The 16,256-nt window shown below is 49.4% G+C and carries 15 protein-coding genes; 1 reads left to right on the top strand and 14 read right to left on the bottom strand.

What is annotated here, in order from left to right:
* Positions 1 to 24 precede the first annotated feature (24 nt).
* From priA to MKZ04_RS03950, 7 genes are all read right to left on the bottom strand, one after another.
* Entirely contained in the window at positions 25 to 2,442 is a 2,418-nt protein-coding gene (gene priA / locus MKZ04_RS03980; protein ID WP_020451346.1) for a primosomal protein N', read from the bottom strand.
* On the bottom strand, positions 2,439 to 3,656 hold the full coding sequence (gene coaBC, locus MKZ04_RS03975; RefSeq protein ID WP_023857227.1) for a bifunctional phosphopantothenoylcysteine decarboxylase/phosphopantothenate--cysteine ligase CoaBC: 1,218 nt from the start codon (positions 3,654 to 3,656) through the stop codon (positions 2,439 to 2,441). The genes priA and coaBC overlap by 4 nt, the downstream gene beginning before the upstream one ends.
* Before the next feature lie 82 nt (positions 3,657 to 3,738).
* Positions 3,739 to 3,939 carry a DNA-directed RNA polymerase subunit omega gene (gene rpoZ, locus MKZ04_RS03970; RefSeq protein WP_020451344.1) on the bottom strand — a complete coding sequence of 67 codons (201 nt, stop codon included), beginning with the start codon at positions 3,937 to 3,939 and terminating at the stop codon, positions 3,739 to 3,741.
* Between the two features lie 2 nt (positions 3,940 to 3,941).
* The gene (gmk, locus tag MKZ04_RS03965; protein ID WP_023857228.1) at positions 3,942 to 4,556 is read right to left on the bottom strand and encodes a guanylate kinase; all 615 of its coding nucleotides are present in this window, start codon (positions 4,554 to 4,556) and stop codon (positions 3,942 to 3,944) included.
* A gap of 7 nt (positions 4,557 to 4,563) precedes the next feature.
* The gene (remA, locus tag MKZ04_RS03960; RefSeq protein ID WP_003181657.1) at positions 4,564 to 4,833 is read right to left on the bottom strand and encodes an extracellular matrix/biofilm regulator RemA; all 270 of its coding nucleotides are present in this window, start codon (positions 4,831 to 4,833) and stop codon (positions 4,564 to 4,566) included.
* A 75-nt stretch (positions 4,834 to 4,908) separates the two neighbouring features.
* The gene (locus MKZ04_RS03955; protein WP_035338800.1) at positions 4,909 to 5,784 is read right to left on the bottom strand and encodes a YicC/YloC family endoribonuclease; all 876 of its coding nucleotides are present in this window, start codon (positions 5,782 to 5,784) and stop codon (positions 4,909 to 4,911) included.
* Positions 5,785 to 5,893: 109 nt separating this feature from the next.
* The gene (locus tag MKZ04_RS03950) at positions 5,894 to 8,566 is read right to left on the bottom strand and encodes a calcium-translocating P-type ATPase, SERCA-type (RefSeq protein ID WP_035338801.1); all 2,673 of its coding nucleotides are present in this window, start codon (positions 8,564 to 8,566) and stop codon (positions 5,894 to 5,896) included.
* Between the two features lie 146 nt (positions 8,567 to 8,712).
* Here MKZ04_RS03950 and MKZ04_RS03945 point away from each other — a divergent pair, with 146 nt between their 5' ends.
* A complete protein-coding gene (locus MKZ04_RS03945; RefSeq protein WP_105980929.1) occupies positions 8,713 to 10,425 on the top strand; it encodes an Rqc2 family fibronectin-binding protein in 1,713 nt (570 codons plus the stop codon).
* 18 nt (positions 10,426 to 10,443) lie between these two features.
* Here MKZ04_RS03945 and MKZ04_RS03940 read toward each other — a convergent pair whose 3' ends face one another.
* From MKZ04_RS03940 to MKZ04_RS03910, 7 genes are all read right to left on the bottom strand, one after another.
* Positions 10,444 to 10,938, bottom strand: a complete 495-nt coding sequence (locus MKZ04_RS03940) for a precorrin-2 dehydrogenase/sirohydrochlorin ferrochelatase family protein (RefSeq protein WP_145654235.1) — start codon at positions 10,936 to 10,938, stop codon at positions 10,444 to 10,446.
* Positions 10,919 to 11,704: a sirohydrochlorin chelatase gene (locus tag MKZ04_RS03935; RefSeq protein ID WP_026579745.1), complete on the bottom strand. Its 786-nt coding sequence runs from the start codon at positions 11,702 to 11,704 to the stop codon at positions 10,919 to 10,921. Before MKZ04_RS03935 ends, MKZ04_RS03940 begins: the two co-directional genes overlap by 20 nt.
* Before the next feature lies 1 nt (position 11,705).
* Positions 11,706 to 12,479 (bottom strand): uroporphyrinogen-III C-methyltransferase, encoded by a 774-nt coding sequence (gene cobA, locus MKZ04_RS03930; RefSeq protein WP_095290449.1) that lies wholly within the window; start codon positions 12,477 to 12,479, stop codon positions 11,706 to 11,708.
* Positions 12,480 to 12,631: 152 nt separating this feature from the next.
* Positions 12,632 to 13,225, bottom strand: a complete 594-nt coding sequence (gene cysC / locus MKZ04_RS03925) for an adenylyl-sulfate kinase (protein ID WP_020451337.1) — start codon at positions 13,223 to 13,225, stop codon at positions 12,632 to 12,634.
* Positions 13,226 to 13,238: 13 nt separating this feature from the next.
* Positions 13,239 to 14,375, bottom strand: a complete 1,137-nt coding sequence (gene sat / locus MKZ04_RS03920) for a sulfate adenylyltransferase (RefSeq protein ID WP_020451336.1) — start codon at positions 14,373 to 14,375, stop codon at positions 13,239 to 13,241.
* Positions 14,376 to 14,400: 25 nt separating this feature from the next.
* Positions 14,401 to 15,465: an inorganic phosphate transporter gene (locus MKZ04_RS03915; protein WP_020451335.1), complete on the bottom strand. Its 1,065-nt coding sequence runs from the start codon at positions 15,463 to 15,465 to the stop codon at positions 14,401 to 14,403.
* An 11-nt stretch (positions 15,466 to 15,476) separates the two neighbouring features.
* Complete coding sequence (locus tag MKZ04_RS03910) at positions 15,477 to 16,178, bottom strand: phosphoadenylyl-sulfate reductase (protein ID WP_023857233.1); 702 nt, start codon at positions 16,176 to 16,178, stop codon at positions 15,477 to 15,479.
* Positions 16,179 to 16,256 lie beyond the last annotated feature (78 nt).

The raw sequence follows: 16,256 nt of genomic DNA, 5'->3' as shown, positions 1-16,256 counted from the left end.
AAGCCCTCCATCACACTGTTATTTTTACATCATCATATATGGATTCATGTCGATCGAAATCATCAATTGCTTTTGTTCAATATCTCGTTTGTAATGATCCATAATGTTTTTAAGCAACGATGTAAGCTGGTTTTCCTGTTTGTATTTTATCACGCATTGATAGCGATATCTATCTTTGATCCTGGCGATCGGCGATGCGACTGGGCCGAGAATCTTCGCCTCGCTTGAAATGTTCTTTTTTAAATAGTTGGCGATTTTTTCAGTCACGAGCGCCGCCTTCGTCACTTCTTCGTGCGATACGCTGACGAGCGCCAAATAATAATAGGGAGGATAGGCCTGTTCCCTTCTGTGCAGCATCTCCTGCCGGAAGAACGTTTCATAATCGTGCGTTTTCGTGAGCTGAATGCTGTAATGGGACGGGGTGTACGTCTGAATGATCACCTTGCCCGGCTTTTCGTGGCGCCCCGCTCTTCCGCTCACCTGTGTCATCAGCTGGAACGTTTTTTCAGCGGCTCTGAAATCGGGGATGTGCAGCATCGTATCCGCGCTCAAAACACCGACGAGCGTGACGTTTTCAAAATCGAGCCCTTTGGCGATCATCTGTGTTCCGAGCAGAATATCGGCTTCACCTTTGCCAAAGGATGTGAGCAGCTTTTCATGCGCTCCTTTTCTCGAGGTTGTATCGACGTCCATGCGGATCACCCTTGCAGCCGGCAGTACCTTCGTCAATTCTTCTTCGACCCGCTGTGTGCCTGTGCCAAAGTAGCGGATATGCTCGCTTCCGCATTCGGGGCAGCTTGACGGCATGCCGGTTTCATAGCCGCAGTAATGGCACTTCAGACGCTGTCCATACCTGTGGTACGTCAACGAGATTTCGCAATGAGGGCACTGGATGACATATCCGCAGTCCCTGCACATGACAAATGAGGAATATCCCCTTTTGTTTAAAAACAGAACGGCCTGCTCTCCTTTTTCAAGGGTTTCCTCAAGTCCGGCCATTAAGTCTTTGGAAAACATCGAGCGGTTTCCGCTGCGCAGTTCCTCCCTCATATCGACGAGAGACACGTCAGGCATGACTTGGTGATTGACGCGGTGCTTGAGGGAAAGAAGCTTGTACACGCCTTTTTTCGCCCTTGCGAACGATTCGAGCGTCGGCGTCGCACTGCCGAGGACGACAGGACAGCGGTGGTATTCGGCCCTTTGAATCGCCGCTTCTTTCGCATGGTATCTCGGCATCTCTTCCTGCTTGTACGATGTTTCGTGCTCTTCATCGATAATAATCATGCCGAGATTTTCAAACGGCGCGAAAATCGCCGAGCGCGCCCCGACGACAAGCCGGACTTCTTTGCGGTGGATTTTCCGCCATTCATCATATTTTTCTCCTGTTGAAAGCCCGCTGTGCAGGACGGCTACCTGTGAGCCAAAGCGGCCTTTAAAGCGGTTGACCATCTGCGGCGTCAGCGAAATTTCCGGAACGAGAACGATCGCTTCTTTGCCGGCTTCCAGCACCTTTTCGATCGATTGCAGATAGACTTCCGTTTTTCCGCTTCCAGTCACTCCGTGAAGAAGAAACACATCGTGCCGCTTGTCTTCGATCGCCTCTGCTATCGCCTCATAGGCCTGCGCCTGCTCTTCAGTCAGCGGAAGCGGTTCGGTTTTTTTGAACATTCTGTCCTGATAAGGATCCCTGTAAACCTCCTCTTCGCTTTCCTTTAACAGCCCCTTGTCGATCAGCGCTTTTACGGACGCGGAAGAGCCTCCCGTTTTGCCGATCAGCTCTTTTGCCGGAACAGCACCGGATTCTTTGCGGTCGATGAAAAACTGAAGGACCGCTTTTTGTTTGACAGCTTGCGGGGAGAGGCTGTCAAGCGCTTCTTTTAAATGTTCTTTCGCACAAAGGGGAGCGATCATTCTCCGCGTTTTTTTGTTTGTTTTCTGCTTTACTTTATAGGCCACTTCAAGGTTGCCCTCTTGAACCTGGCGCTGAATCAGCTTTAATGTCCCATGGTCATCTATATCGGAATAAGAAAGTGTTTCTTTTTGCAAGAACAGGGTTTTAAGCGGTTCGGGAAGCGGCTTATCACCGATCACCTTGATTTCTTTGCCGTATTTTGCTTTCATAGCCGCGGGGAGCATCGCCTGAAGAGCCGTAATTTTAAAAGAAAGTGTTTTTTCTGTCAGCCAATCTGACAGCTCAAGCAGCTCCTCCGTCAAAACGGGCGTCAGATCAAGGATATCCTCGATATCCTTAACCGAACGGCCGGCGAGCTCAGACGATTCTTTCACGCCGGTGACAAATCCCTGGATTTTGCGGGCGCCGAACGGAACAATCACGCGCATCCCTTTTTTAATCATCCCTTTGAATTTGTCGGGAATGCGGTAGTCAAACGGTCTGTCGATATTTTTGGTTGTAACATCGACGATCACTTCAGCGAAATTCATGAGGACGTTCCGCTCCGGCCGGCAAGCTCAGCGGCTTCCTTCAAGACTTCGGCGGCAACCTCCCGTTTTGACATCAGAGGGTGCGCCGTCTTTTTGCCGTCTCGGTGAAACACCGTCACGATGTTGGTTTCCGTTCCAAAACCGGCCCCTTCGGCCGTGATATTGTTGGCGACAATCAGATCGAGATTTTTTTTCTCCAGCTTTTGTTTGGCATAGTCTTCGACGTGCTGCGTTTCAGCTGCAAAGCCGACCAAGACTTGCTTTGTTTTCCGTTCTCCCAGCGCTTTTAAAATATCCTTCGTCCGCTCAAGCTCAATGACGAGACCGCCGTCCTTTTTCTTCATTTTTTGATCGTAAATATGCTTTGGCCTGTAATCAGCGACAGCTGCCGTTTTGATGACGATGTCGCTCTCATCGAAAACAGATAAAGCCGCTTGATACATATCTTCTGCAGACTGAACATGAATAACGTCAACTCCTGCGGGATCATCAAGCGATGTCGGGCCGGCAATCAGCGTTACGCGCGCTCCCATTTTCGCCGCTTCCTCAGCGAAAGCATAGCCCATTTTCCCTGTCGAACGGTTGGAGAAAAAGCGGACGGGATCGATTTGTTCTCTTGTCGGGCCCGCTGTAATTAAGACACGCTTTCCTTCAAGCAAACCGCTGTTTTCGTTTGAAAAATACGACTCGGCCAACTGGACGATCCGTTCGGGCTCTTCAAGTCTGCCTTTGCCGATATAGCCGCACGCAAGGTAGCCTTCACTCGGCTCGATAAACCGGCAGCCGTCTTTGTAAAGAACGCTAATGTTCCGCTGAACGGCCGGGTGGTCGTACATATGGACGTTCATGGCCGGAGCGATCCAAACCGGCGCAGTCGTCGCTAAAAGCGTCGTCGTCAGCATGTCATCGGCAATGCCTGAAGCGAGTTTTCCGATCACATTGGCCGTTGCCGGAGCAACGATCACAAGATCAGCCCAATCCGCGGCATCGATATGGGCGATGACACGGGGATTCGGTTCTTCAAACGTGTTGGTATATACTTCATTGCGCGAAAGCGCTTGAAAGGTGAGCGGAGACACAAATTCACAGGCGGATTTTGTCATGATGACTTTCACATTGGCTCCTGCCTGTACGAGCTTGCTCGTCAAGGCGGCCGCTTTGTATACTGCGATTCCTCCGCTTACTCCCAGCAGGATGTTGCGATTTTTCAGCATCGTTTTTTCTCCCCCTTATGTTCTGTTCGCCGGCCCTGAAAAAAATAACAACCTAGTGTATAGGTTGCTATTTTTAAGGCTATTAGCGATTTTCCTTTTCGAATGTAAGCAGTCCGGCATCAATTTCTTCCAGCGCTTTGCCTACAAATTTATGCGACTTCGGATTTTCGATCTGCGCGTCTTTGTTGATCTGCATTTCGCGCGCGCGTCGGGCCGATACGGTAACGAGCGTGTATTTTGAATCCAGTTTATTCATTAAAGAGTCAATTGACGGATCTAGCATAATTATTCAACCTCCAGCATTTTCTTATATCTTGGAGCAACGCGGTCGCGCCGTAAATGTTCGGCGAGAACGATTGCTTTGATTCTTTCGCACGCAAGCTCAATGCTGTCATTTTCGACAACATAATCGTAGGCGTCCATCAGTTCGATTTCTTCCTTCGCCGCTTTCATCCGGTTTTCGATCAGGGCTTCTGTTTCTGTCCCTCTTGTGACAATCCGGTTTTTCAATTCGGCGAGACTCGGAGGCGCCAAAAAGATAAACAGGCCTTCAGGAAATGCCTTTCTGACTTGCAGCGCACCTTGGACTTCAATTTCGAGAAAAACGTCCCTGCCGCTTTCAAGGGTCTGTTCGACGTAGTCAACGGGTGTTCCGTAATAGTTGCCGACATATTCGGCCCATTCGAGCAGCTTGTTGTTCTTGATCATCTCTTCGAACTCTTCGCGCGTCTTAAAAAAGTAGTCGACGCCGTCTCTTTCGCCTTGCCGCGGTTTTCTTGTCGTCACCGAAATCGAATATTCAAATTTTGTGTCCTCCTGAGCAAACAGCGCCTGCCTGACTGTTCCTTTTCCGACGCCGGAAGGGCCGGAGAGAACGATTAATAAACCTCTTTCTTTCATAAAGCTCTTATCCCTGCCCTTCATCCATAATTTCTTCTTTAACGGAAAGCCTTTGTGCTACTGTCTCAGGCTGGACGGCAGATAAGATGATATGGTCACTGTCCATAATGACAACCGCACGGGTTCTTCTTCCATATGTAGCATCTATAAGCATGCCGCGGTCTCTGGCATCCTGGATCATCCGCTTAATAGGCGCGGACTCCGGACTCACAATCGAGATCAGCCGATTCGCGGATATGATATTACCAAAGCCGATATTAATCAGTTTAATCGTCATCCTATACGTTCCCCCTGTACTTGGACGTCTCTAGTTTAACCTGCAGAGAACATCCGTAAACAATACGCACAATCGCTATTCTATATTTTGCACTTGTTCTTTTATTTTTTCAATAGAGCTTTTCATTTCGACCACATGTTTTGTGATCTGGTGATCATTCGCTTTTGAACCGATCGTGTTCGCTTCACGGTTCAGCTCCTGGACGAGGAAGTCGAGCTTTCTCCCCGCGGCCCCGCCCGCTTCGCAAATATCGCGGAACTGGCTGAAATGGCTTTTCAGCCTCGTCACTTCTTCCGTGATATCCGATCGGTCTGCAAACAGTGCGACTTCCGTCAGCAGACGGCTTTCATCGAGACCGTCTGTTGACCATTCTTCAAGGCGCGCCTCAAGGCGTTCCCGATAGTGGCCGACGACCTTGGGAGCAAGCTCTGCAATGTCGTCTGTCAGCTTTTCAAGCCTTTCAATATGCTGAAGGCAGTCATCCTTCAGCCTCAGCCCTTCTGCTTCGCGCATGCTGCATAATTCAAGAACGGCAGCCTCGACCGCTTCAAGAAGGACTTCTTCAAGCTTGTCGTTTTGGATCGTCTCTTCTTCAACTTGGATGACATGGTCAAACTGAAAGGCGTCTTGAAGCGTGATCTCTCCTGAAAGCCGGCAGCGCTCTTTCATTTCGCGCGCGGCTTTCTGGTACTCTTCAAGCAGCGGCCAGTCAACCTGGATTTTCCGGGTGACCAGAGCCTCGTCGTCAACGGACACGAACAGCTCCAGCCGCCCCCTTTGTATATGTTTAAAAATCGTTTGCTTTATTTTGTCTTCTAAATAGAGCAAAGGTCTTGGCATGCGTGCGTTTACTTCTTTAAACCGATAGTTGACAGATTTCAGCTCAACAGCTGCTGTCAGCCCATCCTTCGTTTTGCTCGCGCTGCCGAAACCGGTCATACTCCGTATCATAAAACACACCCAATTCCGTATAAGTGAAAAAGACTTCTTTGATTTAAATTTACGCAAGATGAAAAGGCAATAGAAACCTCTATTACCTTTAAGATTATATCATACAAGCCTATTTTTTTCTTGTCAAAAGTGACCCGGCCAATAAAAAAGTTGGAATCGCCGACATTCCGACAATCAGGAGCCAGTCTGCCATTAAAATCGGAACCGTATGGAAAATCGGCTGCAGCGGCGGATAATAAATAACGACAAGCATTAAAAGAATCGAAGACAATACTGCGCCGAGCAAATAAATGTTTTCAAACGGATTGCGGTCAAAGATAGACCGCTCGCTCCGGCAGTCGAACACATGGATCAGCTGTGCAAGGACGAGCGTTGCAAAAGCGACCGTCTGAGCATACTCAAGCGCTTCCGGGTTGCGATTGTAAATGAACATAAACGCCCCGAGTGTGGCAATTCCGATTAAAAAGCCGCGCGATACGACCTTCCAGCCGAGCCCCCTTGCAAACACGCCTTCTTTCGGACTTCGCGGCTTCCTCTGCATCACATCGTCTTCAGGCTGATCCATGCCGAGCGCCATGGCAGGCAGGCCGTCCGTCACAAGGTTGACCCATAGAATCTGTATCGGAACAAGCGGCAGCGGCAGAGCGAGCAGCATCGCAAACAGCATGACCAAAATTTCGCCGACATTGGATGCGAGCAAATATCTGATGAACTTTCTAATATTTTCATAGATATTGCGTCCTTCCTTGATGGCCGATTTAATCGTCGCAAAATTATCATCGACAAGAATGAGCGATGATGCCTCCTTGGCGACATCCGTTCCCGTAATTCCCATCGAAATGCCGATATCCGCCTGTTTAATCGCAGGGGCATCGTTGACTCCGTCTCCAGTCATGGCGACGATGTGGCCGTTTTCCTGGTAGGCGGTCACGATCTTCAGCTTATGTTCAGGCGACACCCTTGCAAACACGTAAACATCGTCAACAATTTCCGCCAATTCTTCCTGCGAGAGCTCGTTCAGCATCTGGCCGTCCATGACCTTTCCGCGCGGCGGCAATAACCCGAGATCTTTTGCGATGGCTGTTGCCGTTATTACATGATCGCCGGTGATCATCACTGTTTTGATCCCCGCTTCCCGGCACTCTTTAATCGCTGTTTTCACTTCGGGCCGCGGCGGATCGATCATCCCTAACAGTCCGATGAAAGTTAAGCCTGACTCCGCTTTTTCGAGCGAGAGATTTTCTGTTTCTTTGATTGGTTTATACGCGACAGCAATCGTCCTCAGCGCTTGGGACGCAAGTGTTTCCAGCGCCGCGCTTGTTTCGGCGAGCCTTGCCTTTGTGAAGATTTCGCGCTTTTCGTCTGTCAGCGTATGCGACGAACGCTTCATCAATACATCAGGCGCGCCCTTTGTGATGACAAAGCGCTTGCCGCTCTTATCTTCCGCAATGACAGACATCATTTTCCGCGTCGAATCAAACGGAAACTCCTCGATGATTTTAAAATGTTCGTCAACATATCTGTCCGTAAAACCCGCTTTTCGAGCTGCCGTCAGCAAAGCGCCTTCGGTGGGATCGCCGTCAAGACGAAACTCCCCGTCTTTTTCGATAATAGAAGATGAATTGCATAATGCGCCGAACAGAAGGACCTGTTGGAGCGGTTTATGATGCCTGGCTTGCACGTCGCGCCCGTTCATGGTGAAGGAGCCTTCGGGTTCGTAGCCGATCCCTGACACGTTCCACGTTTTCCCGCCCGACCAGACATGGGTGACCGTCATTTTGTTCTGCGTCATCGTCCCGGTTTTATCGGAGCAAATTATGGACGCGCAGCCGAGCGTCTCAACCGCGGGGAGCTTTCTGACGATCGACTTTTGCCTGATCATCCGCTGTACGCCGAGAGACAGAGCGACCGTGACAATGGCCGGCAGCCCTTCAGGTATGGCAGCGACGGCAAGGGAAACGCCCGCTAAAAACATGCTGTATAGGTCATGCCCCTGGATGACTCCGGCAGCAACGACAAGCAGCGTCAGGAACAAAGCGGCGACAATCAAAATTTTGCCGAGCTCTTCAAGCCTTCTTTGCAGCGGGGTCGCCGTATTCCCGGCAGATTCGAGCATATCGGCGATTTTTCCCATCGCAGAGTTCATTCCCGTGCCGATAACGACGCCGGTGCCGCTCCCCCTTGTGACCAACGTTCCCATGAAAGCCATATTCTTCAGATCGCCCAGCGATACGTCGGACGCCTGAAAAGCTTCTGCCTGTTTAGACACGGGAAGCGATTCACCCGTAAGAGCCGATTCTTCTATTTCAAGGCTCTTTGTCTCGACAAGCCTGAGATCGGCGCCGATTCTGTCTCCGCTTGCAAAACGGACAACATCTCCCGGAACGAGCTCTTTGGAAGGGATCTTTACCCATTCCCCCTCCCGGAGCACAGCCACTTGAGGAGCCGACAGTTCCTTCAAAGCCTCGAGCGATCTTTCCGCCCGTCTCTCCTGAAAGAAGCCGAGAATGCCGTTTACAAAGATGATCGCAATGATCGCGATGGCGTCAATATACTCCCCGAGGAAACCAGAGATCAACGTGGCCGCAAGCAAAACAAGAACCATGAAGTCCTTGAATTGAGAAAAAAACAGTGCGATCGCCGATGTTTTTTCCCCTTCCTGAAGTTCGTTTGTTCCGTGTCTTTCCAGCCGCTTTTCGGCCTCTTTTTCTGTTAAACCTTTGCCGATGGACGTTTTTGTTATGTTTAACAATTCGGTTTGTCCCATCTCGTGCCATTTCATTGAATCGTCCACTCCTCCTGCCCTAAAGGTTGCTCTTGATATATCCATCTCTATAAGTCAATTTATTCAGACTCGTCCCAAATCATGCTATAATTATTGAATAGACGCTTTACGAAGAGGATTAACGAGAAAAGGGAGTTTTTCATATGTCTTTTGACGGCATTTTTACATACGGAATGATCGAAGAATTAAATGAAACGATTCGAGGCGGACGAATCGCAAAAATCCACCAGCCGTTTAAGCACGAGCTGGTGTTTCATATCAGAGCGAACGGGCAGAACCGCAAATTGCTGCTCTCCGCCCACCCGAGTTATGCGCGGGTTCACCTGACAAACGAAACCTATGACAACCCGAGCACCCCTCCGATGTTCTGCATGCTCCTCCGGAAGCATCTGGAAGGCGGCTTTATCGACCGAGTCGAGCAAGTCGGCATGGACAGAATGATGGTCTTTCATATCAGGAGCCGGAACGAAATCGGCGACACGCTGACAAGAAAGCTGATGGTTGAAATCATGGGAAGGCACAGCAACATCGTGTTAACCGACGGAGAAAAAGATGTCATCATCGACAGTTTGAAGCACCTGTCACCTTCGGTGAACAGCTACCGCACCGTGCTTCCGGGATACGATTACATTCTTCCTCCCGCCCAGAACAAATTGTCACCGCTAGAAGCGGAAACTGAAGATATTCTCCGCCATTTGAATTTCCAGGAAGGCAAACTGGACAGGCAGATCGTCGATACCTTTTCCGGCGTCTCGCCTCTGTTTGCGAAAGAAGCCGTCTTTCGCGCGGGCCTTGCCAACAGGGCGACACTGCCAAACGTCTTGACGAAGATGTTCAGCGAAATCAAAAACCGGCGTTTTCAGCCCCAGCTTATCACGACAGAAGATGGAAAAGAATATTTTTACCTTCTTGAGCTGACCCATATAAAAGGCGATAACAAACCCTTTCATACGCTGAGCGAACTTCTTGACCGCTACTATTTCGGAAAAGCGGAGCGGGACCGCGTCAAACAGCAGGCTCATGATTTAGAGCGTTTCGCGGCAAACGAAAAGAAAAAGAACGAAAACAAAATCAAAAAGCTGAAAAAAACGCTTGAGCAGTCCGAACACGCGAAGGATTTTCAGCTGTACGGGGAGCTGTTGACAGCGAACCTGTACCAGCTGAAAAAAGGAGACAAAGCGGCGAGAGTCATCAACTACTATGATGAAAACGGCGGAGAAATCACGATTCCGCTCAATCCGAATAAAACGCCTTCCGAAAACGCGCAAAGCTATTTTACAAAATATCAAAAAGCGAAAAATTCGGTGGAAGTCGTGAAGGAGCAGATCAGATTAGCAGAAGAGGAAATCGCTTATTTCGACCAGCTGATTCAGCAGCTTTCGTCTGCTTCTCCGAAAGATATAACCGAAATCCGCGAAGAGCTCGCCGAAGGAAAGTATTTGCGGGCCAAACAGCAAGGAGGCCAGAAAAAACAGAAGAAACAGGCGCCGACGCTCGAAACATACGAATCCAGCGCAGGAGAAACGATTCTCGTCGGCAAAAACAACAAGCAGAACGAATATTTGACGATGAAACTTGCCGCCCGCGACCACATCTGGCTTCACACGAAAGATATTCCGGGGTCGCACGTCGTCATCCAATCGAGCGATCCGGACGAGCAAACTATCCTTGAAGCAGCGCAGATCGCTGCCTATTACAGCAAAGCGAAAAACTCGGCTTCGGTTCCTGTCGACTATACAAAAATACGCCATGTCAAAAAGCCGAATGGCGCAAAGCCCGGTTTTGTCACCTACGACAGCCAGCAAACCGTTTTTGTAACACCTGACGAAGACCTGATCATCAAGCTGAAAAAATAATGCTAAAAGGCCTGAACCTCACTGGTTCAGGCCTCTTCTTTTACGGAGAAGCTCGTCGATCTCTTGGACAAGCTCATCATCGATCAAATCATCAATCTGTCCGGCCAGTTTGATCGTGTGACGCGGGCTGGCTCCGTTTGTCGAGACGGATATGGTGATGTTTCCTCTGTTGATTATTTTCGGAACATATACATTTCCAAGCTCCGCTTCACTCGCAACATTGACAAGCTGATCAGGAGCAGCTGATGCGGCGATCCGCTTGTTCGCCTCGTGATCATCGGTCGCGAGAATGATCAGAAATGCATCCTTGAAATCGCCGGGTTCCGCTTTTTTCTTCTTCCATTCGATGCCGTGCTCTTTGATCAATCCGAGCATCTCTTCTGATGCTTCGGGGCTGATGACGGTTGCAGACGCACCTTCTGCCAGCACCGTTTTCAGACGCCGCGCCGCGATCTCCCCTCCGCCTGCAATGACTGCGGATTTGCCTTTGATGTTAATGTGAAGCGGCAGCATCTGATGCTCCTGTAAAATCAAAGCGGCCGGCTTTGTTGATAACCGCTTCCTCAACGCGGTGTAAAAAGGCATTTTTCACATGAGGGTGGAAGCCGAGGTAATCCGTCAGCACGACGTCCGGATTGGTTTCTTTCAGCTTGGCGGTTTCCCTTTCAATCTCGTTCATCAGCATACCGGTAAACAGCAAATACGGTACGATAAATGTCGTTTTTCCGTCCCGTTCTTTAAGCTGTTTAAACACATCCAGATAGTGCGGTTCACAGGCTGTCATAAAGCAGGGAATGACCTCGTCAACGGGCGCGAGGTCTCTCAGCCGCTCGCAAATGTCATTGACATCCCGTTTGACATCCGGATCAGAGCTCCCCCTTCCGATCACCACGACTCTTGCATGTTCATATGGCGTCCCCGTTTCTTCGATCCTTGTAAAAACCGCTTTGACGACTTCCTGATCGACGCCGATCGGCTTTCCGTAAGTGACGCTGACGGAAGGATACTGCGAAGAAGCGCGGGCAAGCTCCTCAGGGATGTCCCTTTTGGCATGCGCGGCTGTCAAGAGGAGAAGCGGCACAGCCGCGATATGCGTCGCGCCCTTTTCCACACACGCTTTAAAACCGGTTTCGATATCCGGTGCCGCCAGTTCCAAAAAAGAAATTTCCTGAATGGGGGCGGACATGGTTTCTTTGCAGCTCTCCAAAAAAGCGGCTGCCTCTGTTTGAGCTCTTTTCAGACGGCTCCCGTGGCCGATATATAAAATCGCTTGTTTCATATTAAAGCGCCTCGCTTAATGCCGGATCTTTCAGCTCGGGTTCAAACCAGCTTAACTGTGAGCTGAATTGAACAACATCCCCGATGACAATCAGGCTCGGGTTTTCAATTTTTTCGCTTTCGACTGTACCTGCAAGCGTTTCAACCGTGCAAAGCACCGTTTTTTGTTTGTCCGTCGTTCCCCAATGAATGAAAGCGGCAGGGGTAGACGGATCTCTGCCGTTTTCGATCAGAAGCCTTTCAATTTGCTTCACGTTTTTAATCCCCATATAAATGACAAGCGTATCGATCCCTGTGGCTAGCGCTTTCCACTTCTCTTCAAAATGTTCATCTTTTTGATAATGTCCTGTCACGAAAGCGACGTTTGAACTCGCTTCCCGGTGTGTCACCGGAATGCCCGCATAAGCAGCGGCGGCAATCCCCGAGGTGATTCCCGGCACGATTTCATAAGCAACTCCGTGTTCAGCGAGGGTTTGCGCTTCCTCGCCGCCTCTGCCGAATACGAAAGGATCGCCGCCTTTCAGCCTGACAACGGTTTTCCCTTTTTTCGCATACTTGACGAGAAAATGATTGATCGTTTCCTGCTTCATCATGTGGTAGTCCGGAAGCTTTCCGCAGTAGATGAGATCCGCTCCCTCCTTGGCGTGCTGTAAAATCTGTTTATTCACAAGCCTGTCATACAAAATGACATCGGCTGTCTGGATGGCTTTTAAAGCTTTGATCGTCAGTAAATCGGGGTCTCCAGGACCTGCCCCAACGATATATACTTTCCCCATCTTAGATTTCCCCCCGATCTGATCAACGTCTTCTTCAATTCATTATAAATCATAAAGAAAGCGTTTGGTGCCTGAAAATATCACAAAAACCAAACGTTTTCTTTATGAAATAGGAAAGTGCATGTGCAGCACTTTCCTATTTCACCCGCATTTTATTTCGTTTGATCTTTCACGTATTGGACGAGCTGATTTTTGCACTCTTCCCGGTTATGTGCGCCTGTATCAAGGACTAGTTCAGGCGTTTCAGGCTCTTCATAAGGCGAATCGATCCCCGTGAAAAATGGAATTTCTCCGTTTCTCGCTTTTTTATACAAGCCTTTCGGGTCGCGCTCCTCGCACGTCGCCAAATCGCATTTCACATAGACTTCATGAAACTCATCTTCCTCGACGAGCTGTCTGACAAGCCCGCGGTCTTCTTTAAAAGGGGAAATGAACGCCGTAATGACGATCGTCCCCTGTTCGACAAAGAGCTTCGCGACCTCGCCGATCCGGCGGATGTTTTCCTTCCGGTCTTCATCGGAAAACCCGAGGTCCTTGTTCAGTCCGTGCCTGACGTTGTCGCCGTCGAGCACCGTGACCTGGTAGCCTTGTTCAAACAACTCACGCGCTGCGGCATTGGCAATTGTTGATTTTCCTGAACCGCTCAAGCCCGTCAGCCAAACGATCGAGCTTTTATGTTTATTTTTCTCATGATATTCCCGTTTTGTAATGGACGCTTCATGCCAGACAATATCTTTATTTACCAAGAGATGCTCCCCCTTAAGAAACCCCGGCCGTTAAGCCTTTGATTAATGTTTGAATGACTTCTGGACGGCTGAATGTGCTCGGCGGGAACTCGCCGTTTCTCAGCATGCCCCTCACCTTTGTACCGGACAAAATGACATGATGTTCTTTGCTGTGAGGGCACGTTTTCGCCGTAGCCATTGAACCGCAGACATTGCAGTAGAAGCTGTGTTCGAATTTCAGCGGCGTAATGCCGATCTCTTCCGGCGCGAACTGATCGAACAGTTCCTGCGCTTCATATGTGCCGTAGTAATCGCCGACTCCGGCATGGTCTCTTCCGACGATAAAATGCGTACATCCGTAGTTCTTTCTGACAAGCGCATGGAAGATTGCTTCCTTCGGCCCCGCATAGCGCATCGCCGCCGGAAAAACGCCGAGAAAGACGCGGTCTTTCGGATAGTAGCCGTCAAGCAGCACCTGATAGCTTTCCATGCGGACATCAGCCGGAATATCGTCTGATTTTGTTTCCCCGACGAGCGGATTGAGGAAAAGACCGTCTACTGTCTCGAGCGCCGTTTTTTGAATGTATTCGTGCGCTCTGTGAACCGGATTTCTCGTCTGGAATCCGACGATCGTTTTCCAGCCGAGTTCTGCGAATTTTTTTCTTGTTTCCAGAGGTTCGAATGTGTGGGCCGGGAATTGCTTTACACTCCGTTTAATGAGAGTGATCGGCCCGCCCACATAAACGCTGCCGCGGTCAAACAATTTTTTGACGCCCGGATGCTCGAGTTCGTCGGTTTTATAGATATTGACGGCTTCCGTTTTCTTGTCCGGCGTATAGATGTCTTCGATCTCGATGACGCCGTATGTTTCCCCATTATAGGTGAGGCGGACGGTGTCCCCCGCTTTTAAGCTTGAAGCTTTTTGCTCGTCAACAGGCAGAGCGATCGGAAGCGTCCATACTTCGCCGCTTGACAGTCTCATATTTTCGACAACGGACAGATAGTCTTTCTCTGTCATAAAGCCTTGGATCGGGCTGTACGCTCCGATTCCGATCAGCTCCAAATCTGAAAAAGCCATTAAATCCAGTTCAATTTCCTGTGCGATATGTTGAAAATCGTATGCTTCATTGACGCGGTTAACCAATACACCGCCGTGTGGTGCTAAACTCATAAACTTGTTTCCCCCTACTTTGTGTTTAAATTCCTCCGCCTTGTTCATGGACGGAGCTGTGCTCTTTTTTGACTGCTCTCATCAGGCTGATCGTCCCGACAGATGCCAGAAGGACGCTTGTGACGACGATGAGAGCATAATAGTCTCCTTTTAATAAAAGGCTGACCAGCATATAAGACAAGCTTAATGAAAGGAACGGCGAGACGACCCATACTTTCAGCATCGTTTTGACCACTTGTTTATGAAAGACATTGCCGCCGTTTTTTGCCATTCCCATCCCTATAATAGAAGATGATGTGACTTGCGCAAGCGGAACCGGCAAACCGAAAATCGAACTGATGATGACAAGCCCGGCTCCTGTTCCGGAAAGGATGATCCCCTCTCCTTTTGAAAATTTCGTTATTTTTTTGCCGTTTGTTTCAAGAACGCGCCTGCCCAGTAAAAGGGCGCCCAGCGCGACAAACAGTCCGCCGTAGAGCGTTCCTTCCCCGACTGTCAAAACATGCGCCGCCACCAGAGGTCCGACAGCATTTGCGACATTGTTCATGCCTGCTGAGAAGGCTTCAAAAAACCCGGTGATCAACAGAATGACCGCCAAAACCTTTGCTTTCTTTCCCGAGGCTGGACGTTTGATCGTTTTTTTCATGATGTTTGCCATCGCAAATGTAAAGGTAAAAGCGACGATTGGTACAACGACCCAAAATGAGACGATGACAAGCAAAGATTTCACATATAAAACTTGGTAAGCAACACCTACTCCGACAACAGATCCGACCGTCACTTCACTTGTCGAAAGCGGGATGCCGAGTACATTTGCGATAAAGAGCGACAGTGCCGCCGAGCCGATAATAATGCAGACGATTTCAAGCGAAATCACCCGTTCGGGAATGATGCCTGAGCTGATCGTTTTCACGACGTTTCCTCCGCCGATGACGGCGCCCGAGAGAACGCCTGCTGCACAGATTATTAGTGCGTGAAACTTCTTTTTGACGGCTTCAGATCCATAGGCGATTCCCATTGAAGCAGCTGCACCGCTCGCTCCGATATTCATCGCAAAAAACATGCTAAATAAAATGGCGGCAAGTTCCATGACTCATCTCCTTACTCGTGTAATCCGCATTCTGTTTTAGCCGATCCGTTCCAGCGGCCTGATCGAAGATCATCCATTGTAAAGGCCGGAGAGGTGCACGGAGCGCAGCCGATGCTCGGGTAGCCTTGATCATGAAGCGGATTATACGGGAGATCGTGCTTTGTCACATATCTCCAAATATCCTTCCACGTCCAATGAATGAGCGGACAAACTTTGATAGACTTGAATTTTTCATCTTTGTTCAAAAAATTCGTTTTGCTCCGCCCGGGCGATTGCTCGCGGCGCAGGCCCGACAGCCACGCCGGGTAGCCTGAAAGCGTCTCGCGGAGAGGAATGACCTTCCTCATTTCACAGCAGGAATTCGGAGCGGTCTTCCATAGTTCGTCCCCATATTCTTTCGCCTGCTCTTCGACGGTAAGCTCCGGTGTTTTCATGATAATCTGAAGGCCTGGATATCGTTCTTTGACAGCGTCGATCGTTTCATACGTTTCTTTAAAATGAAATCCCGTATCAAGGAAAACGATGACCGCATCTTTTTTCACCTTATAAATCAAATCGATCAGGACGATTCCCTCAATTCCGAAGCTGCACGCATATACAAGCTGATTTCCGTAATGTCCGTACGCCCATTTCAAGACGGACAGCGCTCCTTTATAAGAGTCATCTTCCTGAAAAGAGATATTTGGTTCTTCCCATGTGCTGTAAGTAAAAATTTTCGGTTCCCCCTTTTTTCGCCAACAAAAAAACGGCTTCCAGCAGAAAAAAACTGTGAAAACCGCCTCTAGTTTGTC

Origin of the sequence: Bacillus sp. FSL W7-1354 (genome assembly GCF_038002405.1) — a bacterium.
GTDB classification, from domain to species: Bacteria; Bacillota; Bacilli; order Bacillales; family Bacillaceae; genus Bacillus; species Bacillus paralicheniformis.
Note: the sequence above shows the minus strand (reverse complement) of the source record. Positions and strands in the feature narration are given on the sequence as shown.